This window comes from Flavobacterium sp. LPB0248 (assembly GCF_013388355.1).
Classification (GTDB): Bacteria; Bacteroidota; Bacteroidia; order Flavobacteriales; family Flavobacteriaceae; genus Flavobacterium.
The window spans coordinates 300,429-326,449 of record NZ_CP058246.1 but is presented as its reverse complement, the minus strand read 5'-3'; the positions used below and the strand labels follow the sequence as shown (position 1 = coordinate 326,449).

Genomic DNA, 26,021 nt, shown 5'->3' with positions numbered 1-26,021 from the left:
CTCACAAGCACATTATTATTTTAATCTACTAGCACGAAAAGGTTATCAAACTAGAGTTTAACTATTTTGTTAATTATTAGTCTTTGAAGTTTACTTACCGGGACCACCTATTCCAGCTTTATTCCATATTTCTTCATCTAAAAAATCGCCATTTTTATCATATTTTCTAATTTCCGTAGTGTGGGGAGTTTCAATTGTTATTATTTTCTCACCATTTGCTGTAATCCTCACTATTTCAATATTATCTCCACAATAATAAACATCACTGTCGTGAATTAAACTATTCTTAGAATCATATAAAGTAGCTTTGTCTACAAAGCCATCTGTAACTATGTATTTAATCGTATATGTTTCACCACGCTTCATAAACTTTTCATCAAGTTTTCCGTCAATTTTGCCAGCTTTATTTATTGAAAATTTTGTAAAAAAATCGTCATATTTAATTATGTAATTTCCTTCTTTTAATATTGTGTCTCGAGCGAGATCATAACGGTTTTTATATTTACTAGCCAGAACAGAAAACTTATAAGTTACTGAGTTAAGTCTAACTTGAAAATTCTCTTTATTTAAGGGTGCGAAATCAATATCTTTTTGTTGAGAGAAAACGAACTGTTGTGTTAAAAACACAAATACAATTATAAATTTCATATTTTTTAGTCTTTAATTTATTTTGCAAAAAAAAATAGGTTACTATAATTTTGCCGAATTGTTGTTAATTCTGCTTAGTAGCATGATAAATTTTAGGTAGCCTTTTACCAATTGATTTTTTTTGAAGTATAAAAATTCTCATCCTTATCTCTCATTGCCTTAAAATCAATTGAATCTTGAACTTTATTTAAACTATTTATTATATCCTTGTTTTCAATTCTAAATTTATCATACGTTACTAATTTTACAGTGTCACCAATTTTTAAATGATCAATTGACTTATTAATTTTATACTTTTTAAGTAAATTATTAGCTTCAACTTTAGAAATTAGACGATTTCTTTCTTTAATGATTATATCGATAAACTCGTCCTTTGGAATTTCATCAAAATTTAAATTATAAATTAGTTTTAATTTGTTTTTTTTATTGCAAACCTGATAATCAGTAATGTCATCTAGAACAACTTTCCCATTTGCACGATAACGCCAAACTATGTAACCCACATTCGAAGAATTTATAATAATTCTAAATTCAGTAGGAATACTTAAAACTACGCTGTCTTTCATTGAAGGATTTTTCAAACTTGGTATAAGTGTTACCATTTCTTTTGAATCTATTTGTTTGATTTCTATAGGTTTTTTAGTTTGACAAGAGACTAATAATACCAAGAGAATTAAAAGTGAAAATCTATGTCTTGTTTTCATAGTTCTGTTTATTAGTTTATAAAAATAGTATCTACGTATGTTAAATATTTATGGGTGTTTTCATCTTCTTTTGTGTAATGCAATAAGGTGAATATAAATTTACTTTTGTCGTAATTACTTTCTATATAATGTTTCTCTTTTAAATCGGTCAACTCTTTTAAAGTTTTGATTTCACCCTTTAATAATTTATCTAATATTTTTTGGTCAATTTCTAAACACTTATAATCTCCATATCTATCTGTATTAAACATTTCAGAACGCGCTAACTCATAAATACCTCGAATTCCTATGTCTTTTGCTTTTTCAACATCATGTACTACTATATTATCCCAAACTTTTTCAATAGGTTTACTGATGCTTGGATAAACCACCGCATTTAAAAAGTCCAAAGGAACGAACATCGTGGTGAGGGTTTCCATTTTTCCATCCATTCCAAATTTGACTATATCTATACTATTTATAAAGAAGTTCAATTTTTCAGCATTTTTTAATATTGCATTACGTACCCCAACCTGTTTAAAATAATCCAATTGGCTTATGCCCTTAGTAGTTATAAGTTTTCCTTCTTTTTTATAACCAAAATTGGCCGCTTGGGTAATTTCATACAATTCACCGCCATTGTCAAATACAGGTTTAGTGTAGATTCTACGACTGTATTCTAACTTGCCCATATTATTTACAAGATGTCCTTTTTTAAGTTGTTTTATTGCAATAGAAAATCTAAGTTTATCACTATACTTAACCATTTCCTCTCGCAATTCGAACATCGCATTGTTTTTTATATTCTCACAAATCTTGTCCATTACATTCTCAAGTTCTTTTGATGGCTCTTCGGTGGCTACTATTCCTGCTGAGAACACTATTATCTCTCCGTCTGCGGATCTGATTTCGGGAAAACCATACCCTTCATAAGCTGGTTTTATAAACAAAGTTGTTTTAGAAGGATATACATCTAGTATATTGTTTTTAGATTTCCAATAAGTGTTATGATATTTCCATGTCCAATAAAATTCAAGGCATCCATTTATGCTTGCTTTTTCATCTTTTTTAATATCAATTTGCCATTTTGGGTTCAAGTATAGTTCTATTGTTATTCTGTGCTGTCCATTTACTTCTCTAACCATTGCCGTTTTGAAAACGCTTTTCCCATCAAATTTTCCATCATCAAAAATGGTCAGATCATTAAAAGGGTTGTCTTTATCCCAAAGCTGAAAGGTTATGCTTGTTCCAACAGGAATGCTTTCACTTACATTTAACTGAAAATAAACTGTTTCTTCCAAATAGGCTTTTGGCCAATTAGCATCTTGTTCAGGTATGTTACTTATTCCTTCATAATCAGGACTCCACCAGCCTGAAAAAGCTTTTTGAGGTTCTTTTGTAATGGGTCTTGCTTCAGGTTCGCCATAGGTATATTCAGGCGCATTATATTCAATGCGCCCATTTGAGTTTATTTCTATTTCGTTGGCAAATTCTTTTGTAGTTCCTCTTACTATGTAAGTTGCATTACCGCCAACACGTCTTGTTTTGGTCATTTCTTGAATTTGTTATATCCTGTCAATTTAATTTTGTCTTGTATCTTCTGAACTATTGTTTTTTATAGTTGTATCTGAATGAAATTCATGTCCATTTTCACTTTGATTAATGCTTTTTCCAGAAACTATGTAATTTTTGTCCTTTTTGATATCTGAATTTAAATCACCCTCAATATTTTCATCATGATTACCACCCACATAAAACATACTATTGCCAGTAACATTTGTGTGCAACATTCCGCCAACCATTGTAGATTTATCTACTGTAGCATTTTCAGAAATATTTACTCCTGCATTTGTCGTAACACTCTCAGAAGCATTTATAATTAGATTTTTACAGTTAAGGGTTAGTGTTTCAGGCACAGTGATCGTTGTACTTTTAGTTTCTTCATTCATATTTAGCTCATTCCCACTCGGGTCAGAGAGTATGATGCACACTTTTTCAATAAATTTGAAAAGCTGTCCAAAAGGGAGTTTCCAGCCTTTAATTCGGTTTTTGTCATCAAAGAAATCGGGCATTTCTTTTCCGTTGTAATAGGTTCCAGAAACATACGGGCGTTCTGCATTGCCGCCTTCAAAACTTACCTGAACTTCTTCGCCAATTTCGGGTCTAAAATATAGCCCTTTTCCAGAGCCAGAGTAAGGCTGTACTACACGCATCCAATCGCTTTTAGTTGCCCAGCCATTCCAGAAGAAATCCACTTTTATGCGTCCCATTTTTTCGGGATCGTTATTATCAATTACTATTGCGGGTTGGCTTTCGGCGGGAGCAAATGCATTTACGTCTGTGTAGTGTGGCGCTGCAACATCGGCAGGAATTGCTTTAAATTTGCAGGTGTAATTTCCGTTTACTTCAGAGCAATGTATAATTTCAATTGCCAGTAAATGATGTTCTACGTTTTTGTTTTCAATAGAAAAAGTCTGTCCCAAGCCTATTGGCAAATAGGAGGTACCGCTGTAGAATATGCTGTTGGCATCGCGTCCTGCGGTTTGCATTTTCACCATTTCATCAATTTCTTCTTTATTTTGAGCGTTGCTGGTGTACGCGCCGTTTTCGAGCCCTGGTCTTACTATGTAAGGCTGTTTAAAGACGGCTAGCGTGGCAAATCGGTCTCGGCTTCCTTCGGAGGTTTTTTCTGCACCATTTTTTATATTAGAAGCATTTTTGTAGTCATAACTGCTGAACGAAGTTTTATGAGAAACTAAATTGGCTTCAATGCTAAAGTTATGCAGCGAAGATTCGTTTATAAGTTTTATTTCGGTGTTTTTAATCTGACCAAATTGCATGCGCATTCCGTCAAAATAAAACCATTGGGCATAACGTGCAGAAAGGCGTTTAAGGAAATCAAAGCTTGTTTCGTTGTACTGAGTCTTAAAGCTGAATTCTTTTGTATAAGTAGGCACAATGGCTTCTCTCTGATAGAATTCTCCCGAACTTTCTTCTGCAAAAATTTCGAGCCCAATCTGCTGAAGGTTTTTCTCGCGAAAGATTCTGGATTTTGGCATATCATCAAGAGCAATAGTGTGGCTTGTTCCTGTTACGTGCAGTCCAGCTGGGCTTCCATTTAGATCGACAGAACCTAATTTTGTAATTCGTCCTTTAGACATCAGTCGGATGCCTTTTACTTTAAAGGTAAAAATGACTTCGCTGCCAATATAATTGCTAAATGCCTTTTCCTGATCTTGTGGGGCAATAATAGGTTTTCCTGTGTATTGCCAAAAGAAAGAAAAATGATGATGGTCTGCCATTTTTTGAGAAAGCTCAAGATTGTAGTAGATAACATTTTGGGTAAAGCCTTCTATGGTAATATGTACCTGTTCGGAGAATTTTGACATTTTTTAGAAATTTAAATAAGGTAATGATTGGTTAAATTGAAATCTATTTTTTAAAGAACTTGGTATTGCCAAAAACCGATTCTTTGGCGGTCAGTTCTATTGATATGAGCATTGTTATTTGCTCAAACTCTTACATTCTTCTTTGTTGATTTGTGGTTTGTTAGAAAGCTCATTCTGATTGTTTTAAGGTTAATTTGATGCAATAGTTTTGCGATCCTTTATTTTGATATAGAGGAGAATAGTTGGATTTCTAAAATGTAGTTGGATTTACTGCTGGTATATTCGCAGTATTTTTAGTGTAGTATTATGGTAAATATAGCTAGGGAGAAATAATAACAAGAGCCCCTAAAAGACAAAAAAGTAATAGAATGGGGTATTTTGCTATTTCAATTTCCCAAAAACTTCCTTTTGAAAATGAGTGTCCTAGCCCTGATAGTAGCGGCATCCTTTTTCTTGCTTCTTTAGCAAGGAAAAGATATAGCGGATAGCAGGAATTAGCTCCTAATCGATATCAATGCTTCAATTTAGCTCAATTTATGGGTTCAGATTAAAATTTTGGTTCTATAAAAGAAGGATCATTTAGGCACTTATTTGGTTTCAAATTATAATCTGAAACAAAGTAAGCGGCTGATTTGTAGTTTTATTTATTCGGTGAATTTAATTTTATAGGAAAGAATTTTATACGACGATCGAGAAAATAAATTTTCAATGAATAATCTAACTTTTAAATTTATGAGAAATGCTTTTCTAATAATTGGAGTTTGTTTGAGTGCAATTTTGTTCTCCTGCAAAAAAGATAAAAATACGGAGCAGTCAAGTTCTGAAACAGGAAAGTCTGAAACTGCCGACTCGACATTAATTGCAGATCGAGGTTGGCCTCGCGAAGCCGAAAATAACGGGACAAAACTGGTTTATTATCAGCCTCAGGTAGACGACTGGAAAGATTTTAAAGAACTTACAGCTCGAGTGGCTTTTTCGCTGACTCCAAAAGACGGAAAACAGGTTTTGGGCGTGGCTTCTTTGAAAGCGGAAACTTTGGTAGACAAAGATAACCGAAGCGCTTTTATAAAAAATATTCAAGTAACTGATGTGCGATTTCCTGCTTTGGACGAAAAGAAAGTTCCTGAAATGGAAAAGCTGTTTAAAGAAACGTTGCCTCAGAGCGGAGATCCTATTTCGGTAGATCGTATTTTGGCAGATTTAAGTCATACCAAAAGTCCGCCAAAAGGAATTGCGGCTAAAAACGATCCTCCTGCGATTTTTTACAGTACGAGTCCGTCGATTTTGCTTATCGTGCAAGGCGAACCGGTTTTGGTGCCTGTAGAAAAAACGGATATTCAATATGTGGTAAATACCAATTGGGATTTGTTTTTTGATAAAACAACAAAAGATTATTATTTATTGGTGGAGAATATTTGGCTGACTTCGAAAAATGTCGCGGGCAAATGGACCAAAACAACCAAATTGCCTTCGGGTTTAAGTAATCTGCCTTCGGGTCAGAATTTTGATGATGTTAAGAAAATGATTCCGCCTCCGTCTTCTGGCGGAGCTCCAGAGGTTTTCTACAGCAATAAACCTGCTGAGTTGATTGCGATAAACGGAAGTCCGAAATTCGTTAAAATTCCAGGAACTAAATTGTTATATATTGACAATACTGAGAATGATGTTTTTGCCGATGAAAACAAAGGTCAGTATTATGTACTATTGTCTGGAAGATGGTTTAAGTCTAAAGAACTAACTGGACCGTGGAGCTATGCTAGTAACAGTCTTCCTGCAGATTTTGCTAAAATTCCGAAAGATTCTCCACGTGCTAATGTATTGTCATCTGTGCCAGGAACGCAGGAAGCGAATGATGCTGTGATGTTATCGCAAGTTCCGACAACGGCTATTTTAAAGAAATCGGATGCTGAGGCAAAAGTAAAAGTATCGTATGATGGCGGAACACCACAATTTAAACCAATTGACGGAACTAAAATGCAATACGCAAGCAACACGCAGGAGAAGATTATAAAAGTGGGCGATTTGTATTATTTGTGTTTTCAGGCGGTTTGGTTTATGTCGACTAGTCCAAACGGACCTTGGAAAACATGCGATTCTGTTCCGAAAGAAATTTATACAATTCCGCCAAGTTCGCCAGTATATAATGTTACGTATGTAACGCAAACGACAACCGATACAACGGTAGAAAGTAGCGCAACAGCGGGTTATTTGGGTGCTTTTATTATTGGAGCAACATTTGGCGCTATTTTGACTTATGGCACAGGATGGTATTATCCGCCTTATATGTATTACGGTGGACTGTATCCAATTTATCGTCCGTGGCCTTATGCCTACGGAGGAGGAGCAGTCTACAATCCGTGGACGGGTGGTTATGCCGCCGGAAGACGCGTTTACGGACCTTATGGTGCAGCTGGAACTTCGGCTTGGTATAATCCTGCAACGGGAAGATACGGTCGTTCTGCAAGTGTGCAAGGCTGGTATGGCGGACGCACGGCTGCAAGTACATACAATCCGTGGACGGGAAATTATGCGAGAACAAATCAAGGGCATAATGCATATGCACAATGGGGACATTCGGCTGCGACAAACGGGAATCAGTGGGCGCAGACAGGACATATTACTACACGACGCGGAACAGCAATTGGTTATGAAACTTCTGGCGGAAATAAAGGCGTAATTACACACAGAAGAGGTGGAGGAACTACAATTCATACCAATAATAATCTCTATGCTGGTCACGATGGACATGTTTATAAAAGAGATGCCAACGGAAACTGGAGCCATTATAATAACGGAAACGGTGGCTGGACGCAAGCGGGAACTTTAGGTTCATCCAAAAAAACAGGCGAAGGGATTCAGAATAGAGAGAATAAAGGACTTGGAGCGAATGGAGCGGGAGAACGAATTCAGCGTGACAGACCTAATGATGGACTTGGAGCAAATGGTGCAGGTGAAAGAATTCAACGTGATAATTTGCCAAAAGCTGGTCAGAATCTAGGAGGCGAAACCCGAATGGGAGACGGAATTCAGAGAGATAATTTCCCAAAAGCAAATCAAACGCTCGGACAGCCCAATAAACCGCTTGGAGAGCCAGGACGTCCTGACATTACAAACGATCTTGATCGTTCGGCTATGTCAAGAGATCGCGGTGAAATGCAAACCAGAAATTTCCAAAATATCCAAAGAAGCGGAGGTGGATTTAATGGCGGTGGCTTCGGCGGTGGTGGTTTCAGAGGCGGCGGAGGCGGCTTTAGAGGAAGAAGATAAAAGTGAAGGTTAATTTTAATTCAGAAAATCAGGACGGCGGTAAAATGCTAATCCTGATTTTTTTTTTGCTCATTTTGCCACAAAGGCGCTAGGGCACTAAGTTTTCTTTTTAAAATTTTGTGAATTTTTATTTTATTCAAAAGATTTATTTCACGCTCCCGATAGCTATCGGGATTAAATAATTTAAGCAGATAAAGGCAAATTGTTTTCTAAAATCTCAAAAATTAAATCTGCTAAAATCTGCTGGATCTGCGTGAAACAAAAATCCTTTTTAATCCTTTTAATCTGTGGCAAAAAATAAAGACAAAACTTTGCGATTTCACGTCTTTGCGAGATTAAAAAGACTTGGCTCCCGATAGCTATCGGGATTGCGGTTAAACCTCAAACATTTCACATCTTACAAATCACAACTCACGTGCTGTCCAGTTCACCGTAGAGTTTGTCCGTTTCACCTATTTTCTCATTTCGTAAAAAGGGTTATCGAAATACTTTTGACAAAGAAATTAACGAAAACAAATAATTTAAATCAGAAGTTATGGAAACGAAAAAACAAAAAACATGGGTTATAATCGCAATTATTGTTTTAGGAATTATTGCCTTTTTAGTTCCGAATCAGATTGCGGCACAAGGAGTAAAACGCGTCGATTTGCAAAAACATGATCTAAGTACTCCAGGAAAAGAAATGGTTCAGGCACGAATCGATTTTGAAGGACATTCTGCTTTCGGGAAACATTCTCATCCTGGCGAAGAAGTGATTTATGTGGTTGAAGGTTCGCTGGAATATCAGATTGAAGACGAAAAGCCAGTGACACTAAAAGCAGGCGAAGTACTTTTTATTCCGGCAGGCGTAGTGCATTCGGCTAAAAATAATACAAATGCTAAAGCATCAGAACTGGCGACTTACATTGTAGAAAAAGGGAAACCGATACTTGTAATGAAAAAATAGTTCCAAGTTTAAGGTTTCAGGTTGAAATGCGTATAGTTTTTAACGCAAAGATCACAAAGGATTTTCGCAGAGTACACGAAGTTTTGTTTAAGGAGAATGTCAATAGACATTAAGTTCGCAAAGCTTTGTGTTGAAAGTTTAGCCACAGATTAAATTGATTTTCACAGATTTTAATCATTATAATCCTTTATCCCGATAGTTATCGGGAGTGGCAAAAAATAGCAAAGTTTGGTAGATAAATCTTTGTGAACTTAAAAGAAACTTAGTTTCAACTCAAAAAACTTTGTGTACTCTGCGAAAATCCTTTGGGCTCTCTGCGATACAAAAACAAGGCTTGTCCATTTCACCCTCAACTTTGTCCAGTTCACCTTTTTTTGCCTTTTAAAACAAGCATTGTCAAAATACCTTTGATGAAGAAATTAACTGATAATCAACTAATCAAAAAATAAAAATTATGAAAACACTATCAAAAATTCTAATCGCTATTCTTTTTATGAATGTTGCTTTAACTCAAGCACAAACTTCAAAACAAAAAGCAATTGAAGTAAACAGTTCTTTAGGAACTTTAAAACAAATCAATGCTGGATTATTAAACGTAGGTTATACCGAAGCAGGTCCGTCAAACGGAACACCAGTAATTTTGCTTCACGGGTGGCCTTACGATATTCACAGTTACAACGAAGTCGTTCCGATTTTGGTTGCAAAAGGATACCACGTTTTCACACCATATTTACGCGGATTCGGGACAACGACTTTCCTCTCAAAAGAGACTTTCAGAAACGGTCAACAGGCAGCTTTAGCAAGTGATATTATCGCTTTTATGGATGCACTAAAAATTGACAAAACTGTAATTGGCGGTTTCGACTGGGGCGCTAGAACGGCGGTTGTAGTATCGGCACTTTGGCCAGAACGCGTAAAAGGTTTGGTTTCGGTAAGTGGTTATTTGGTGGTAAATCTAGAAGCAAACTTAAAACCGCTTCCTCCAACAGCTGAGTTAGGATGGTGGTACCAATATTATTTCGCAACCGAAAGAGGAAGACAAGGTTACACTCAAAATACCTATGATTTTAATAAACTAATATGGAAAATCGCTTCTCCGTTATGGAATTTTGACAAAGCAACTTACGATCAAACGGCTCAATCTTTTGATAATCCAGATCACGTAGCAATTGTGATTCACAATTACAGATGGAGACAGTCTCTAGAAGCAGGTGAAGCGAAATACGATAATTTAGAAAAACGTTTGGCAGCAAAACCAGAAATTAAAGTTCCAACGATTACAATAGGAAGTGATTTTGATGGCGCTTTCGCGGATGGAAAAGCGTACGCAAACAAATTCACCGGAAAATACGAACACAGAATTTTAAAAGGAATCGGACACAACGTTCCGCAAGAAGATCCAAAGGCATTTGCACAAGCGATAATTGACGTATCTAAATAATGGTGAATTGTAAATGGTGAATTATTCTCGCACATTTCACTTTTACATTCCACAAAACAATAGCATTGAGCATATAAAAATTTACAATTAATAATTCGCAATTAACAATTAATAACATGGAAACAAAAGTTTTATACACAGGAAAAACACACACAACAGGCGGTAGAGAAGGAGCTTCTCAAAGTTCAGACGAACAATTGAATATCAAATTAAGCGCTCCGGGATCTTCACGTCCGGGAACAAATCCGGAGCAGTTGTTTGCTGCGGGATGGTCAGCTTGTTTTATTGGAGCTTTGGGAATTGCGGCTTCTAAACTTGGCGTTAGACTTCCAGCAGAAACCGCTGTAGATGCCGAAGTCGATTTGTGCGTAACTGAAGGGGAATATTCGCTTCAAGCAAGATTAAATATAAGTCTTCCTGGAATTGATACTTCGACAGCAGAAGCTTTGGCGGCGCAAGCGCATCAGACTTGTCCCTATTCTAAAGCAACAAGAGGAAATATAAACGTTGAGATTAATATTCTATAATAGTTTTAAGTTATGAATTATGAGTTGATTCGAAAACTCTACTCTTAACAAACCTGACAGGTTTTTAAAACCTGTCAGGTTTAATAAATACAATTATGAAAAAGATAAAATTATTAAGTAGCTTTTTAATGCTGTTTTTTTTAATTGGAAACAGCGTTTTTAGTCAAAACAATTCAAAAGGTTTTGCACTTTTAGAATTATACACTTCAGAAGGCTGTTCGAGTTGTCCGCCAGCAGATGAATTGCTGGGTAAAATTCAGAATGAATACCGTGATAAAAACGTTTATGTATTAGGGTATCATGTAGATTATTGGGACAAGCAAGGTTGGAAAGATATTTTCAGCAATGCCGATTTCACCAAAAGACAATACGATTATGCTCAATTTCTAGGAAAAGAACCAATCTACACGCCTCAAGTAATCATTAACGGAAAAACTGATTATATAGGTTCTCAGGAAACGAGTCTGCGAAACGGAATTAAATCGGCACTTTCTAAACCAGTTTCAGCAAGTTTAAATTTAGAGGTAAGTCAAAATGAAAATTTAATTTCTGTAAATTATAATGTCGAAGGCACTTCAAAAAACAGCCGTTTATTGCTTGCAGTTATTCAGAAAGAAGCCAAAAGCAATGTAAAAAGAGGCGAGAATGCTAATCGAGTTTTATCGCATTATCAAATTGTTCGTAATCTGCAATCTGTAGATTTAAATAAAAACAAAAAAGGAACGGCATCTGTTCGTCTTCCTAAAAATTATAATGGACAGGATTTCGAAATAATCGGGTTTATTCAGGATATGAATTCAGGCGCTATTTTGGGAGTTAAGAAGGCTTAGATTAATTCTCTCGCAGATTTTGGAGATTAAGCAGATAAAAATAAATCCGCTAGATCAGCTAAATCTGCGAGAGAAATTCACCGATTCAAAGAACCTAGTTTTTTACTCCTAGTTTTTCCACACAGTTTGTCATCCCGAGGAACGAGGGATCTCCACAAGAAACTCCGCAAACAAAATCGACAATCTTTGTAGAGCTACTTGCGGGGATCCCTCGTTCCTCGGGATGACAAAAATGAGAATATAAAGTTTTGCGAGATTAAAATTTATCTGCACTTGTCTCCTAAAATCCTATAAAATCTGCGTGAAATCTTTTTCAAATAAACTTATCTTTGATCATAACAAACCAATTACAATATGGAAAAAACAAAACGTTTTCAGGTTTCACTCAAAGTCATTTGGGGAAGTTCAATTGCATTGGCAGTTATGGCTTCGATACCTAAATTATTTGATGCCGATTCGACACCTGGAGATCTTATTATAAATTCTTCAATTACACTCCTGTTTTCCCTTTTTATATGGTATTACAACATTTATAGTTTGCCAAAGTTTTCTGCTAATCATGCCAATAAAAGTCTCTTTAATTGGAAACTTTTACTAAGTGTTATTCTGGGGATTGTCTTAATGGTAATTCTGGTAATCGCGCATCAAGAACTGTTTCAGGTTTCAAAAATGGATGCGCCAATTATGTTCGAACTTCGCGGAGTTTTGATCAACTTGATTGTGTATATGTTCTTGCATTTGCTTTTTCAAAATTATCAAACACAGCAAATGGGAGTTGAGCTAGAACGTACAAAAGCCGTAAACCTTGGTGCTCAATACGAATTATTGAAACAGCAGGTAAATCCGCATTTTTTGTTTAATAGTTTGAATACGCTAAAATCTATGGTCGATATCCAAGATCCGCAGAGTTCTGATTTTATCTTGAAATTATCTGATTTTTATCGTTTTACACTAGAAAGCCGAAAAATGGATTTGATTCCGCTTCGCGAAGAACTACAGATTTTAGATTCATATGTCTACCTGCTAAAAGCACGTTTTGAAGACGGATTTGTCTTAGAAAACGAAATTGATTCCAAACAGTACGATTCGGCAATTCCGCCTTTCACATTGCAATTATTGATTGAAAATTGCATCAAACACAATGTCGTTTCTTTAGAAAAACCTTTAAAAATAAGACTTTATACAGAAAACGAGTTTTTGGTAGTTGAAAATAAAATTCAGCTCAAAAGAGGCGCCGTGTCTACAGGTGTTGGTTTAGATAATATCAACCAGCGTTTTATGCACCTGATTCATAAAGAAATTGAAATTAACAAAGACGAAACTACCTTTAAAGTAAAAATACCACTTAATTATGACTATCATAATAATTGAAGATGAAGTAAAAACAGCCAAAGCACTTGGTCAATTAATTCTGAGCATTAGACCCGATGTTCAGATTTTGTCTTATATACAAAGCATTGACGGCGCAGTAGATTATCTTTTAGAAAACGATCAGCCAGATCTTATTTTTATGGATATTCAGCTGGCAGACGGTCAGTGTTTTGAGATTTTTAAGAATGTTGAGGTTTTGTCGCCTGTAATTTTCTGCACTGCTTTTGATGATTATGCGATCGAAGCTTTCAAATCAAACGGAATTGATTATGTTTTGAAACCTTTTTCGAGAGATAGTATTTCACAAGCTTTAAAGAAAGCGGGAGAACTGAAAAACTTCTTTCAGAGAAACAAAAAAGTCATGCCCGATTTTGATTATTTGTTGACTAGAACTGGTGAAAATAAAGGGAAAAGCAGCTTTTTAGTTTTCAAAAACAATAAATATCAAACCGTTTTAACCGAGAATATTGCGTTTTTCTTTATCAAAAATGAAACGCCGACAATTATGACTTTAGATAAAAATGAATATCCGTTAACACAGTCGTTAGATGAGATTCATAAGCTTTTATCGCCAATTCAGTTCTTTAGAATCAACAGACAGTATTTGGTTAATTTCTCGGCCATTCGCGAAGCAGAACATTATTTTTCGCGTAAAATAATCGTGAAATTAAGTGTTCCGACAGAAGAAAAAATATTGGTAGGAAAAGAAAAAGCAACTGCATTTTTAAGTTGGTTAGAAAACCGATAAAACCAATTAATTTATCTTTTCTCAGACAAACTAATTGGCTTGATTTTACAATCCAGGAAACATAAAACAGCTTATGAAAAACAAAGCTGAAAGTATAAAACAGAGAATTAGAATGATCTTTTTCATTGGAAAGAATTAGGTTTAAATAAAAATTTTAAGAGGCTGTTTTAGCATCTCTTTTTTGTTAGCTTCAGAGAAGCGAAATATTTATAGCAAAGAATAGTGTTGTCATTATAAAGCTCCATAGGAGCGACATTTTTTTACAAGCTAATATATTCCGCTCCGCTGGAGCTTTTATTCAATAGTCTTAATCGAATTCTATAAATATTTTGCTCCTCTGGAGCACTTTTGTAAAATAATTTCTACTTCCTTACAAGTTTTCTGAAGATGGAGTATAAGTTGCTGTATACAGTTTTCTGTACATAACATATGTTACGCTTACCATTACAAAGGCAATAATCGCATCTGTCGCAGCGCCAAAACCTAAGACCGCAATTTTTGAAAAGAAAGCAAAGATGATATCGAAAAATACGCCTGCGAAAACCCATTCTTTCAATCGTAATAATTTGTTCGGAATTAAAAGTGTAATGACTCCAGCTACTTTAAAAACGCCAAGGATATAAATAAAATGTGCTGGATAACCCAATTGTTGTGTGATTCCCCAAACCAATGGATTGTTTGTTAATTCGAAGAAACCGCTTGCGCCAAACCATAAAGAAGTTAACACTGCGCCTGTCCAATAGATAATTTTTGTTGTTTTTGAGTTCATGATTTTGATATTTAAAGTTATTTAACGGTACAAATGTGCGTTGAAAGCCTTAAAAACGAAATCGGAATTTTGGTGAAACGGACAAACTTTAGGGCGAACTGGACGGGGAGCGAGTTGGTGTTTTTTAACGCAAAGTTCGCTAAGGTTTTTTTTATATAAATGCTGGTGAATTTAAGTTCGCAAAGGTCCTACTAGATGTAATGCTTGTGCTTAAACTTAATTTTGCAGAGTTGCAAAGTTTTTTTGTCTCTCGCAGATTTGGCAGATTCAGCTGATTTTTTTTTCATATTAAAAATATAATCTGCTGAATCTGCCAAATCTGCGAGAGAAGAATCCTTTTAATCATATTAATTGTGGCTTTAAAAATATAATTCTTTATAGCTTCGCTCCCGATAGCTTTCGGGATTGCGAGCAATTTGCATCAGTTTTATAGATGCAGCTTTGCGATCTTTACGTTTTTACAAATTCCAACGGGTAAAAAACCTTGCGTGCTTCGCGGTTAAATCACACCTGCATTTTATCGTTTTTAAAGTAAGAAACAAAAAAGGAAAGCCTATTTTTTCAGGAATGATATTTTACGGTTGGGTCGTGAAAATTGATTATTCAGTTATATAAAAAAGGTCTAAAGCATATAATTGAGCAATTTTGCAGAAAGCTTAATCTTATTTTTATGATTTCACCTCTTACTATAATCGCCGCAACAAATTTTTCTGATATTGCAAATAACGCCGTTGCCTACGCAGCTGGACTAGCAAAAGCTACTGGCGCAAAATTGGTTTTGTTTAATTCGTTTTCTTTAAGTGTACATAGTGCCAACTCACATATAACTGCAGATGCAATGCAAAAGCAGATTGACAGAGCTATTTCTAAGCTTGAGAATGCAGCCAAAGAAATAGCCGATTCGTATCAAATTGAAACTGCTTCAATTTGTACTTATTCTTTTTTGGAAGATGAACTTCCGATAATTATCAAAGAAACAAATGCAGATGTTGTGGTAATGGGAATGGCAGAACGTTCTTTTGAGCAGGAATTATTGGGTAATTCAACTACAACAGCGATTAAAAGTTTGCTTATTCCAGTTTTAGCTGTTCCAGAAAATGCACGTTTCTTAGATATCAAAAAGGTATTATACGCTTGTGATAGCTTAAGTTTTTCGGCTATTAAAAAGTTTAGCTGGATCAAAAATGCTCTTGGAGATTTTGGCGCGGAAATTGAGTTCTTTAGCGTAGACGATAAATTAGACGATTTGAAAGAAGAACAGCACAGAATTTTAATGAATTCAAATATCGAAAAAGAATTTGAAGACGTAAAATACATGTATAAAACGGTAAGATCGAATGCCGTTATTAACGAAATTAGAAAAGAAATTAAAAATTATGAGGCCGATTTGCTGATTATGGTGCCTCAAAAGTATGGTTTCTGGGATTCTTTAGTCCACAGAAGCAAAACTAGGATTCTGGCAGCAGGTCTTGATATCCCATTATTGTCGTTTCCGAATTATTAAAGATTGATTTGATTTAAAAATAATGATATAAAAATTACAAGGTTTTTTTGAGGAAATTTTATCAAAATAAATTTTAACAGATTTTTTTTGATTTTAGGGATTCTATAATTTTGAGGGTTGATTGCCGAATTTCAAAAGTATATTTTAACATTTAAGGCAGTTTTGTTAATTATTCTTAATTGTCTGCTTGTTTCAGATATTTTTAAATTAATTTTGTGGCACTCTAAAAACTTAATGCAGATAGGTTTTTTTATCAGTATGGCAACAGCTAAAAATGGGGAATTATCTGCAAACTGAAATCGCATTGTATGATTTTAAAAATAAAATAAATTAAAGGTTCTGTACCGAGTACGACCGAGAGAACGCTTTGTATAGGTTTTTAATTTATTTTAATTGGATTTTGTATAATGTTTTTAGTTTGTTAGGATTTTTTTTAAAACATTATTTCTCAGAAAAAGTTATTACCATCAGATTTAATTAGCTTTTAAGGAATACTGGTGCAGTTTCCTGCGATGGCTCAAAAAGATTTTATTCCTAAATATGAGCTGTCAAAAAGAAGAAAAAGGTATAAGCATTGGGTTCTAAGAGTACAAAGCTTAAAAAAAACAAAAAACAATGAGCGCAGTAATTACAGCTATAGGTGGTTACGTACCATCATCAATTCTGACCAACAAGAAAATTTCAGAAACAGTTGATACATCGGAGGAATGGATCATTAAAAGAACTGGAATTAGAGAACGTAGAATCGCAGACGACGATACAGCAACATCTGATCTTGCCGCAGCGGCGATTGAAAATCTTATCGAAAATTATAATGTAGATCGCGAAGAAATAGAAGCTTTATTAGTAGCTACAGCAACTCCAGATCACATTTTGGCGCCAACAGCAAGTATTGTTTGCGATAAAAGCGGACTTACAAATGCTTTTGGAATTGACATGAATGCAGCTTGCAGCGGATTTTTGTATGCACTAGAAATGGGAGCAAACATGATCGAAAGCGGTCGCTACAAAAAGCTAATCATCGTTGGAGCAGACAAAATGAGCTCTATCGTAGATTATGAAGATCGTAATACTTGTATTCTTTTCGGAGATGGAGCAGGAGCAGTTTTATTAGAAAAAACAGAATCTGATGCAGGTTTAATGAAAACGATTCTTAAAACAGACGGAAGCGGTGTTTCTTCTTTGGCTGTACCAGCTGGAGGTTCTAGAAATCCAACTTCTATGCAAAGTCTTTTGCACAGAACACACTATTTAAAACAAGACGGAGCTTTTGTATTTAAAAGAGCGGTGGCTGCAATGAGCCAAGTTTCGCAAGATGCTTTGGCAAAAAATGAACTAGAAGCAGACCAAATTGACTGGGTAGTTCCACACCAAGCTAATTTGAGAATTATTACTGCTGTAGGCGAAAGTTTAGGAATTGATTTTGAAAAAGTAAAAGTAAATATTGATCGTTACGGAAATACAACATCTGCAACAGTTCCGTTGTGTTTGTGGGATTTCAAAGACGATTTTAAAGAAGGACAGAATGTATTGATAACTACTTTTGGAGCAGGATTTTCATGGGGAGCAACTTGCTTGAAATGGGGTGTTATGCGTGAAAGAAAATCAGTTGAAACTATTACAGCCATCAATAAGGCAGAAGGTGTTTTAGTAGAGCACTAATAAGTAGGATTTTTCAATTTTTACAAGTTGGGTGAATTAATGGGTAGAAAGAACCAAAATAAAAAATCGAGCAAGAATTTTTTCTATAAATACTACAGGGTTATAGTAATTCCAGCCGTTTTTTTGGTCTATCTTTCGTCTTATTATTTCTTGAATCCGTATAGAAATTTTGAAGAGGAAGGTTTGCTCGACTTAGATCAGACCTTCGATATCTTCATTATTTTATTGTATTGTGCCATACTTACAGAACTTACTTTGTTTGTTGGCCGAAAATTAAACTATTACATAAGTTGGGAACAAAATCCAGCTTTTAGGGCTATTGCCCAATTTATCTGCTTAATTGCAGGAAATATACTTTTAAATTACTTTTTTTCATGTCTTTGGGATTATTTATATCCATGTACAGCTTTAGAAGTAAATGATTTGGTTATCATTTGGCAGTCTAAAATTATGGCCGCCATTATTTCGCTTTTCATAAGTGCTATTCATACCGGAATATTTTTGCTGAACAGATGGCGTTTAAATGCTATAGAAACGGCTGAATTAAAAGTTAAAGCGTCAGAATTGCAAGAAGCAGTAACGCGCTCGAAATTAGAATCTTTAAAAATGCAGTTAGATCCGCATTTTGTGTTCAATAATTTCAGCACATTGACAGAGCTGATTTATGAAGATCAGAAAGAAGCGGCTTCGTTTTTAGAAAATATAACGAGAGTATATCGTTATATGATTTCGAATTCTAATAAAGATACTATCACCGTAAAAGAAGAATTAGAATTTCTTAATGCTTATTTTTATTTACTAAAGAAAAGACTCGGAGATAAAATCGATTTGAAAATTGAGGTTGATTCTCCTTCTTTAGCACTTCATTTACCGCCTTTAACCTTGCAGTTGTTGGTGGAAAATGCTGTAAAACATAATATGGCAACATTGGCCAATCCGCTTACTATTACTGTTTTTTCTGATTCTGGGGATATTATTGTTCGTAATAACTTGCAGCGAACTGCTGGAAAAAGTTTGGTTTCAACAGGAATAGGAAATAAAAACATCGAATTTCGTTATAAAATTTTATCCGAAAGAATGCCGATTTTTAATGAATCAAGCAGCTATTATGAGGTACGTCTGCCATTAATTTAAAAGTTATGAAAATTTTAATTGTAGAAGATGAAAGCATTAACGCCAGCCGTTTAAAAAGACTGCTTGAAGAACTGGAACCCAATTGTGAAATTTTAGGCATTATTGATACAGTTGTAGATACTGTAGCTTGGTTAAAGTCAAATCCAGCTCCCGATTTAATCACGATGGATATTCGTCTCGCGGACGGATTAAGTTTTGCAATTTTTGACGAAATCAATATTACTTGTCCAGTCATTTTTACTACCGCTTATGACGAATATGCAATTCGTGCTTTTAAGGTTAACAGCATCGATTATTTGATGAAACCTATCGAAAAAAACGAATTGGAATTTGCCTTATCTAAATTTAAATCCTTAAATAAAAACGAAAGCAATGTTAGCAATATTGCTGGAATTCTAAAAGAACTGATTCAGAAACCAGTTTTCAGAATGCGCTTTTTAGTAACGTATCGCGACGGTTATAAAAGCGTAGATGTTTCAGATATCGACTTTATATATTCTGAATTCAAAACCAGTAATTTATTCCTTAAATCGGGTGTCATTATCTCGATTCCACAAACCATGGAAGAGCTAGAGCAGGAACTAGATCCGAATCTCTTTTTCCGTGCCAACCGTCAATTTTTCATTCGTGCCGAAAGCATCAAATCTATTGCGAACTACTTCAACGCAAAACTCAAAATTCAACTAAAACTAGATCCCGAACGCGAGGTGATTATTAGTCGTGAGAAAACTCCTTTCTTTAAGCAGTGGATGGATCGCTGATTTTAAGGTGCTAAGGTTCTGAGATGCTGAGATTCTAAGGTTTTTAGGTGCAAAGGTTCATAGAGACAAAGGTTCAAAGGTTCTTCTTTTCTTCAAAAAGTGTGATTTACATCCAATTTGTCATCCTGACGAAGGAAGGATCACACTAGAAACTCAACAAAGATTGTCCGTCATACTTTGCGTAATTCCGTGTGCGATCCTTCCTTCGTCAGGATGACAAAGAATGCATCAAAATCTGTTCAATCAGCAAGAAATAATCCTTTTTAATCCTTTAATCTGTGGCAAAAAAAAATCGTGCCTCAACATCTTTGTAGTAAAAATTCGAGAAATTGTATCCACAGTATTTCATAAAACAATTTTAATTAGAGAAAATTCGTGAATTCGTGGCAGAAAAAACTTCGCGCCATAGCGCCTTTGCGGCATAACAAAACCTATCCGTTTCAGTATCAAAATATGTCGTTTGGGTAAATTTCTTCCTTAAAAAAACGGTTTTACGCTGTTATTTTGCTGCCAAATTTGAGGTAATTCATTTAAAAATGAAAAGTAAAATGACAAAACAGTTTTTTAAAAATAATAAAGCAATTGGCAGGATTGCAATTTTATTGATAACCATTTCTCTTGCATCATGCGGAAAAAGCGGAGAGGCACAAATGGCTCCTCCAAAGCCAGAAGTAGACTTTCTTCAGACCAATTCGGTTACAGGAGAAGTAGAAAAGAAATATCCAGGAACAGTCGAAGGTACTGTAAACGTTGATATAAAAGCTCAGGTATCAGGTTATTTGGAAGCTATTTATGTGAAAGAAGGAGACTATGTAACCAAGGGGCAATCTCTTTTTAAAATTAAAGGCGATGTTTACGCAGAGCAGGTAAATAACAGCCGTGCAGCTTACAAAAGCGCTTTGGCTAATCAGGCGAATGCGAAATTGGAAGTAGAGAAAATCAAACCTTTAGTTGAAGGAAAAGTTTTCTCAGATATGCAGTTAAAAACAGCACAAGCCAATTACGAAGCCGCAACAGCACAAGTAGCACAGGCAAAAGCCGCTTTAGGGTCATCTCAGTTAAATGCCGATTTCTCTTTGATTAAAGCTCCTGTAAGCGGTTATATTAGCCGTATTCCAAACCGTATCGGAAACTTGGTTACACCAAATGATGCCGTTCCATTAACGACACTTTCAGAGATTAATAGCGTATTTGTATATTTTTCTTTGACAGAAGCAGATTATTTGGCTTTTTCAAAAGATGCAAAAAGCAATCAAACCGTGAGTTTAATTATGGCCGATGACAGTAAGTACGATCAAAAAGGAAAACTGGAAGTTGCCAGCGGGAACATCGATCGTGCAACAGGAACAATTGCTTTAAAAGCCATATTTCCAAACCCTAAAAAAGAATTGCGTTCTGGAGGTTCGGCAAGAATTGTCTTAAACAAAAGTTTGTCATCTGTGATTACAGTTCCGATGGCGAGTGTAAAAGATATTCAAGATAAATTCTTTGTTTTTGTTCTAAAAGAGGGTAACAAAGTAGCCATGGTTCCAATTGAAATCGCAGGAAGCGCTGGAGCAGATTATTTTGTAAAATCTGGTTTGAAAGCTGGAGATAAAGTGGCACTTAATAATATCGATGTCCTTTATGATGGTATGGAAGTCGTTCCAAAAATCGCTGCTAAAAACACCAGCAGTAAATAATTTTTCATTCAATAAAATAACATTTCCATGTTAAAGAAAATAATAGACAGGCCAGTATTGGCCACAGTTATCTCTATTGTACTGGTTATACTGGGGATTATAGGTCTTACCAGATTATCGGTAACGCGATTTCCAGATATTTCGCCACCAACAGTTATGGTAAGTGGTTCGTATCCGGGAGGAAACAGTGAAACCGTTATTCGTTCGGTAGTAACGCCTTTAGAAGAGCAGATTAACGGAGTTGAAAATATGCAGTATATTAAATCTACTGCAAGTAATGATGGATCTTTCTCGATCAGTGTCATTTTCAAACAAGGTGTAGATCCAGATCAAGCTGCTGTAAACGTGCAAAACAGAGTGCAGCAGGCAACTCCAAAACTGCCTCAGGAAGTTATCCGTATGGGATTAACGACTTCGAAACAGCAAAATAGTATGATTGTTATTTTCAACTTGTATACAGATGATAATAGCAAATACGACGAGTTGTTTCTGCAGAATTATGCCAATATCAACTTAGTACCTCAAATGAAACGTGTTCCTGGAGTAGGGCAGGTTCAGATTTTTGGGGTAAAAGATTATTCGATGCGAATCTGGCTTGATCCTCGTAAAATGGCCAATGCAGGTTTGGTTCCGTCAGATGTTACTCAAGCTATTGCGGAGCAGAGTTTAGAATCGGCTCCCGGAAAATTGGGAGAAGAATCTTCAGCGGCATTAGAATACGTAATACGTTACAAAGGGAAAAAGAACAAACCAGAACAATATGAAAATATTGTGGTTAAGAATGTGGGAAGTAATGTTCTAAGACTTAAAGATGTAGCGAGAGTAGAATTTGGCTCGATTTCGTACAGCGGTGATAATAAATCGAATAGTAAAAATGCTGTTACGATGGCGATTTTACAAACTTCGGGTTCAAACGCCAATGACATCGAAATCGGAATCAACAAAGAAGTAGAACGATTGTCTAAATCTTTTCCTCCGGGTATTAAATACGTAAACGTAATGAGTACCAAAGAGAGATTAGATGAAGCAACTGGACAAGTAAAATCAACCTTGCTAGAAGCCTTTATTCTGGTATTTATTGTAGTGTTTATTTTCCTTCAGGATTTTCGCTCGACGATTATTCCGGCTATTGCGGTTCCAGTTGCGATTGTGGGAACGTTTTTCTTCCTGCTGGTTTTCGGATTTACGATTAACATCTTGACGCTTTTTGCATTGGTATTGGCGATTGGAATTGTGGTCGATGATGCGATTGTGGTTGTCGAAGCCGTTCACAGTAAAATGGAAGAAGATGAAGGAATTTCAGCCAAAGAAGCGACACATAGCGCCATGGCAGAAATTACGGGAGCGGTTATTTCGATTACTCTGGTTATGTCAGCGGTATTTATTCCGATTGGATTTATGACAGGATCTTCAGGAATTTTCTATAAACAATTTGCTTATACATTGGCGATTGCGATTATCATTTCTGCTGTAAATGCTTTGACGCTTACACCAGCATTATGTGCGCTTTTGCTAAAAAATCATGGACATAAGCATGGAGATAATAATGAGCATAAAACAAGTTTCAAAGATCGTTTTTTCGTTGGATTCAATACAAGCTTCAACAATTTAACGGGAAGATATATCAAAGGAGTTCGTTTCTTAATTGGAAGAAAATGGCTTGCTGCAGGAGTAGTTACAGGAATTACTGTCATTGCGGTATATACCATGATGTCTACGCCAAAAAGTTTTGTGCCTCTTGAAGATGATGGTTTTATGGTATACAGTTTATCAATGCCGCCAGGAACGGCTTTAGATCGTACAACAGCTGTAATTCAGATATTAGAGAAAGAATTGGCTCCGATAGAAGCGATTGATGTTAATACGAGTATTACAGGATTCAATATTTTGAGTAATAGTGCCAGTCCTGCCTATGGATTAGGTTTTATTAAACTGAAACCAAAGAAAGACAGGGGAGCAGTTAAGGATATTGAAGAAATTATGAATATCGTAAGCGGAAAACTGGCAAAGATTAAAGAAGGTCAGATTATGGTTTTCAGAATGCCTCCGGTAGAAGGTTTTGGTGTAACGAGTGGTGCTGAGATTGTGTTACAGGATAGAATGGCGAGAAGCCCAGAAACTTTAAAAGCCATGTCTGATAAAGTAATCGCAGAGATTATGAAACAGCCTGGAGTGCAATATGCTTACACGACTTTTAGGGCCGATTATCCGCAGTTGGAATTGGAAGTTGACGAAGATAAAGCGCGTCAAATGGGAGTAAATATCAAGGAACTCTTAGGAAATATTCAAACGTATTTTGCAGGAGATCAATCAGCTGACTTTTCGAGATTTGGTAAATTTTACCGTGTGAATGTAAAAGCCGACGGTATTTTTAGAATGGATGAAGATGCGTTTAATGAAATTTTTGTGAGAAATGCTCAAATGCAGATGGTTCCAGTAGAATCAATTGTGAAGTTCCATAAAGTATACGGTCCAGAATCAGTAAACCGTTACAACCTTTATAATTCGGTAAACATTACAGCGATGGCATTACCTGGTTATAGTAACGGACAAATTATGGGAAATCTGGAAAAAGTTTTAGATAAATTACCATCTGACTATACTTACGAATGGACTGGTTTAAGTCTTGAGGAAAAAGCAGGAGGAAGCCAGACAGTTGCCATTTTTGGGTTGTGTCTATTGTTTGTATTCTTCCTGCTTGCTGCTCAATACGAAAGTTATTTATTGCCTCTTGCGGTATTGCTTTCTATTCCGACAGGAATTTTAGGAGCTTTCGCCGGAATTAAAGCGGTTGGTTTAGACAACAATATTTACGTGCAGGTCGGATTAATAATGCTTGTCGGACTTTTGGCTAAAAATGCCATTTTGATTGTCGAATTTGCTTTACAAAGACGTTTGGCTGGATTAACGATAGTTGAAGCCGCAATTGAAGGATCAAGATCGAGGTTGCGACCAATTATCATGACTTCGCTGGCTTTTATTGCAGGTATGATTCCGTTGATGTTTGCATCAGGAGGAACTGCAGTTGGTAACCGATCTATCAGTGTGAGTGCTGCTGTCGGAATGTTTAGCGGTGTTGTACTGGGCGTTTTCGTGATTCCGTTGCTTTTCATTGTATTCCAATATTTACAAGAAAAAGTATCAAGAAAAAAGATCGCGACTCAAGTTCAAACGATAAAAGAATAATAATGAAAACACTATATAAAATCGGAATTGTTTTATTTACCGGAGCGATTATGACGTCGTGCGTGGTAGGAAAAAAATATTCCCGTACAGATTTAAATGCTCCAGAAAAATACCGCGAGGAAATCGCGGTAACTGGAGATACGGTTTTACTTCCGTGGAAAAACTATTACAAAGATCCTCTTTTGGTTGCTTTGATTGAAAAGGCTTTGGTTAAAAATAATGAAGTTATCATTGCCATGAAAAGCATGGAACAGCTTGACCTGAACTATAAACAAGCCAAATTGTCTCTAATGCCAACGCTTGATTTTGATGCAGGTGCAAGCCGTGCTTATCCGTCAAAAAACTCTTTGAATGGATCTTTGAGCCAGCAGTTTATTGGTAAAGATTATATGGATGATTACAGTGCTAATCTTCGTCTTTCTTGGGAAGTAGATATTTGGGGAAAAGCAGCAATGCAGAAAAGAGATGCAAAAGCAGCTTATTTTGCTCAAAAAGAAAATCTTTCGGCATTAAAAACCCGAATTATTGTTCAGGTAGCGCAATCTTATTATAATTTGTTAGGTTTAGACGAACAATTGAAAATTGCAGAGAAAAACATCGAATTGAGTACCAATACTTTGAATATGATGCAATTACAGTATAAATCAGGTTCAATTAGTTCTTTGGCGGTAAATCAGACAGAAGCTCAGAAGAAAACAGCTGAATTATTGGTGCCTTTAGCGAAAGCGAATATTGCGGTTCAAGAAAATGCTTTGCAGATTTTGTGCGGAGAATATCCAGACAAGATTGAAAGAGCAGGAAACATTGATGCAGCAGAAGTTGCTGTGGTTTTTCCAGCAGGAATTCCTGCTTCGCTTTTGAGCAGAAGACCAGACGTAAAAGCCAGCGAATATGCCGTGATGTCTGCTAACGCTAAAACAGGATTGGCAAAAGCAACTATGTATCCAACTTTAAGTTTGAATCCGTCAATTGGTGTTAATTCGTTTGAATTCGAAAACTGGTTTAATTTTCCAGGTTCTGTCACCAAAACGATTGCAGCCAATTTAGCGCAACCAATTTTTAGAAAAAAAGCATTGCGAACGGCTTACGAAGTGGCTGTTATTGAGCAAGAAAAAGCGGTTGTACAATTCAAGCAGTCTTTTATAACAGCAGTTGGAGAAGTAAGCGATGCTATGTCTCGATTAAAATATGCCGATGAACGTATGATTTTAGCGAAAGATAAAGCAGAGTCTCTAGACAAAGCAACTTCTGATGCTTCTTTGCTTTATAAAAGTGGAATGGCAAATTACCTTGAAGTAATCGCGGCTCAGAACAGTTCGCTTCAAAACGAATTGGATCTGGTAACAATAAAACTCGAAAAGCTGAATGCAGCAATTAACCTGTACCGTGCTTTAGGCGGCGGAGTAGAGTAACACTTAATTTTTGATGATTCACCATTTCTATTAGCAATTATAGAGGTGGTGAATTTCTTTT

Annotated in this window: 19 protein-coding genes; 14 read left to right on the top strand and 5 right to left on the bottom strand. The window is 35.8% G+C overall.

What is annotated here, in order from left to right; translation table 11 throughout:
- Nucleotides 1-90: 90 nt before the first annotated feature.
- From LPB248_RS01225 to LPB248_RS01210, 4 genes are all read right to left on the bottom strand, one after another.
- The gene (locus LPB248_RS01225) at nt 91-648 is read right to left on the bottom strand and encodes a hypothetical protein (protein WP_177209798.1); all 558 of its coding nucleotides are present in this window, start codon (nt 646-648) and stop codon (nt 91-93) included.
- A 104-nt stretch (nt 649-752) separates the two neighbouring features.
- The gene (locus tag LPB248_RS01220; protein WP_177209797.1) at nt 753-1,352 is read right to left on the bottom strand and encodes a hypothetical protein; all 600 of its coding nucleotides are present in this window, start codon (nt 1,350-1,352) and stop codon (nt 753-755) included.
- An 11-nt stretch (nt 1,353-1,363) separates the two neighbouring features.
- A complete protein-coding gene (locus tag LPB248_RS01215; protein WP_177209796.1) occupies nt 1,364-2,884 on the bottom strand; it encodes a hypothetical protein in 1,521 nt (506 codons plus the stop codon).
- A 27-nt stretch (nt 2,885-2,911) separates the two neighbouring features.
- Entirely contained in the window at nt 2,912-4,720 is a 1,809-nt protein-coding gene (locus tag LPB248_RS01210) for a type VI secretion system Vgr family protein (protein ID WP_177209795.1), read from the bottom strand.
- Nucleotides 4,721-5,452: 732 nt separating this feature from the next.
- Here LPB248_RS01210 and LPB248_RS01205 point away from each other — a divergent pair.
- The 7 genes from LPB248_RS01205 (at nt 5,453) to LPB248_RS01175 (ending at nt 13,850) form a co-directional block, all read left to right on the top strand.
- A complete protein-coding gene (locus LPB248_RS01205; protein WP_255462982.1) occupies nt 5,453-7,987 on the top strand; it encodes a hypothetical protein in 2,535 nt (844 codons plus the stop codon).
- A 535-nt stretch (nt 7,988-8,522) separates the two neighbouring features.
- Complete coding sequence (locus LPB248_RS01200; RefSeq protein WP_177209793.1) at nt 8,523-8,933, top strand: cupin domain-containing protein; 411 nt, start codon at nt 8,523-8,525, stop codon at nt 8,931-8,933.
- A 454-nt stretch (nt 8,934-9,387) separates the two neighbouring features.
- Nucleotides 9,388-10,374, top strand: coding sequence for an alpha/beta fold hydrolase (locus LPB248_RS01195; RefSeq protein ID WP_177209792.1), 987 nt, complete (start codon nt 9,388-9,390; stop codon nt 10,372-10,374).
- A gap of 116 nt (nt 10,375-10,490) precedes the next feature.
- On the top strand, nt 10,491-10,901 hold the full coding sequence (locus LPB248_RS01190; RefSeq protein WP_177209791.1) for an organic hydroperoxide resistance protein: 411 nt from the start codon (nt 10,491-10,493) through the stop codon (nt 10,899-10,901).
- Between the two features lie 95 nt (nt 10,902-10,996).
- On the top strand, nt 10,997-11,731 hold the full coding sequence (locus tag LPB248_RS01185; protein ID WP_177209790.1) for a DUF1223 domain-containing protein: 735 nt from the start codon (nt 10,997-10,999) through the stop codon (nt 11,729-11,731).
- Between the two features lie 354 nt (nt 11,732-12,085).
- Nucleotides 12,086-13,102 (top strand): sensor histidine kinase, encoded by a 1,017-nt coding sequence (locus LPB248_RS01180; protein ID WP_177209789.1) that lies wholly within the window; start codon nt 12,086-12,088, stop codon nt 13,100-13,102.
- A complete protein-coding gene (locus LPB248_RS01175) occupies nt 13,083-13,850 on the top strand; it encodes a LytR/AlgR family response regulator transcription factor (protein ID WP_177209788.1) in 768 nt (255 codons plus the stop codon). The genes LPB248_RS01180 and LPB248_RS01175 overlap by 20 nt, the downstream gene beginning before the upstream one ends.
- 370 nt (nt 13,851-14,220) lie before the next feature.
- On the opposite strand, the gene LPB248_RS01170 is transcribed toward LPB248_RS01175, so the two are convergent.
- A complete protein-coding gene (locus LPB248_RS01170) occupies nt 14,221-14,619 on the bottom strand; it encodes a DoxX family protein (protein WP_177209787.1) in 399 nt (132 codons plus the stop codon).
- A gap of 670 nt (nt 14,620-15,289) precedes the next feature.
- Here LPB248_RS01170 and LPB248_RS01165 point away from each other — a divergent pair.
- The 7 genes from LPB248_RS01165 (at nt 15,290) to LPB248_RS01135 (ending at nt 25,960) form a co-directional block, all read left to right on the top strand.
- The gene (locus LPB248_RS01165; RefSeq protein ID WP_177209786.1) at nt 15,290-16,123 is read left to right on the top strand and encodes a universal stress protein; all 834 of its coding nucleotides are present in this window, start codon (nt 15,290-15,292) and stop codon (nt 16,121-16,123) included.
- A gap of 615 nt (nt 16,124-16,738) precedes the next feature.
- On the top strand, nt 16,739-17,785 hold the full coding sequence (locus LPB248_RS01160) for a beta-ketoacyl-ACP synthase III (RefSeq protein WP_177209785.1): 1,047 nt from the start codon (nt 16,739-16,741) through the stop codon (nt 17,783-17,785).
- Nucleotides 17,786-17,824: 39 nt separating this feature from the next.
- Entirely contained in the window at nt 17,825-18,919 is a 1,095-nt protein-coding gene (locus LPB248_RS01155; RefSeq protein ID WP_177209784.1) for a sensor histidine kinase, read from the top strand.
- A gap of 5 nt (nt 18,920-18,924) precedes the next feature.
- The gene (locus LPB248_RS01150; protein WP_177209783.1) at nt 18,925-19,680 is read left to right on the top strand and encodes a LytR/AlgR family response regulator transcription factor; all 756 of its coding nucleotides are present in this window, start codon (nt 18,925-18,927) and stop codon (nt 19,678-19,680) included.
- Between the two features lie 548 nt (nt 19,681-20,228).
- On the top strand, nt 20,229-21,362 hold the full coding sequence (locus tag LPB248_RS01145; RefSeq protein WP_177209782.1) for an efflux RND transporter periplasmic adaptor subunit: 1,134 nt from the start codon (nt 20,229-20,231) through the stop codon (nt 21,360-21,362).
- A gap of 27 nt (nt 21,363-21,389) precedes the next feature.
- Nucleotides 21,390-24,548, top strand: coding sequence for an efflux RND transporter permease subunit (locus LPB248_RS01140; RefSeq protein ID WP_177209781.1), 3,159 nt, complete (start codon nt 21,390-21,392; stop codon nt 24,546-24,548).
- Between the two features lie 2 nt (nt 24,549-24,550).
- Nucleotides 24,551-25,960: an efflux transporter outer membrane subunit gene (locus tag LPB248_RS01135; RefSeq protein ID WP_177209780.1), complete on the top strand. Its 1,410-nt coding sequence runs from the start codon at nt 24,551-24,553 to the stop codon at nt 25,958-25,960.
- Nucleotides 25,961-26,021 lie beyond the last annotated feature (61 nt).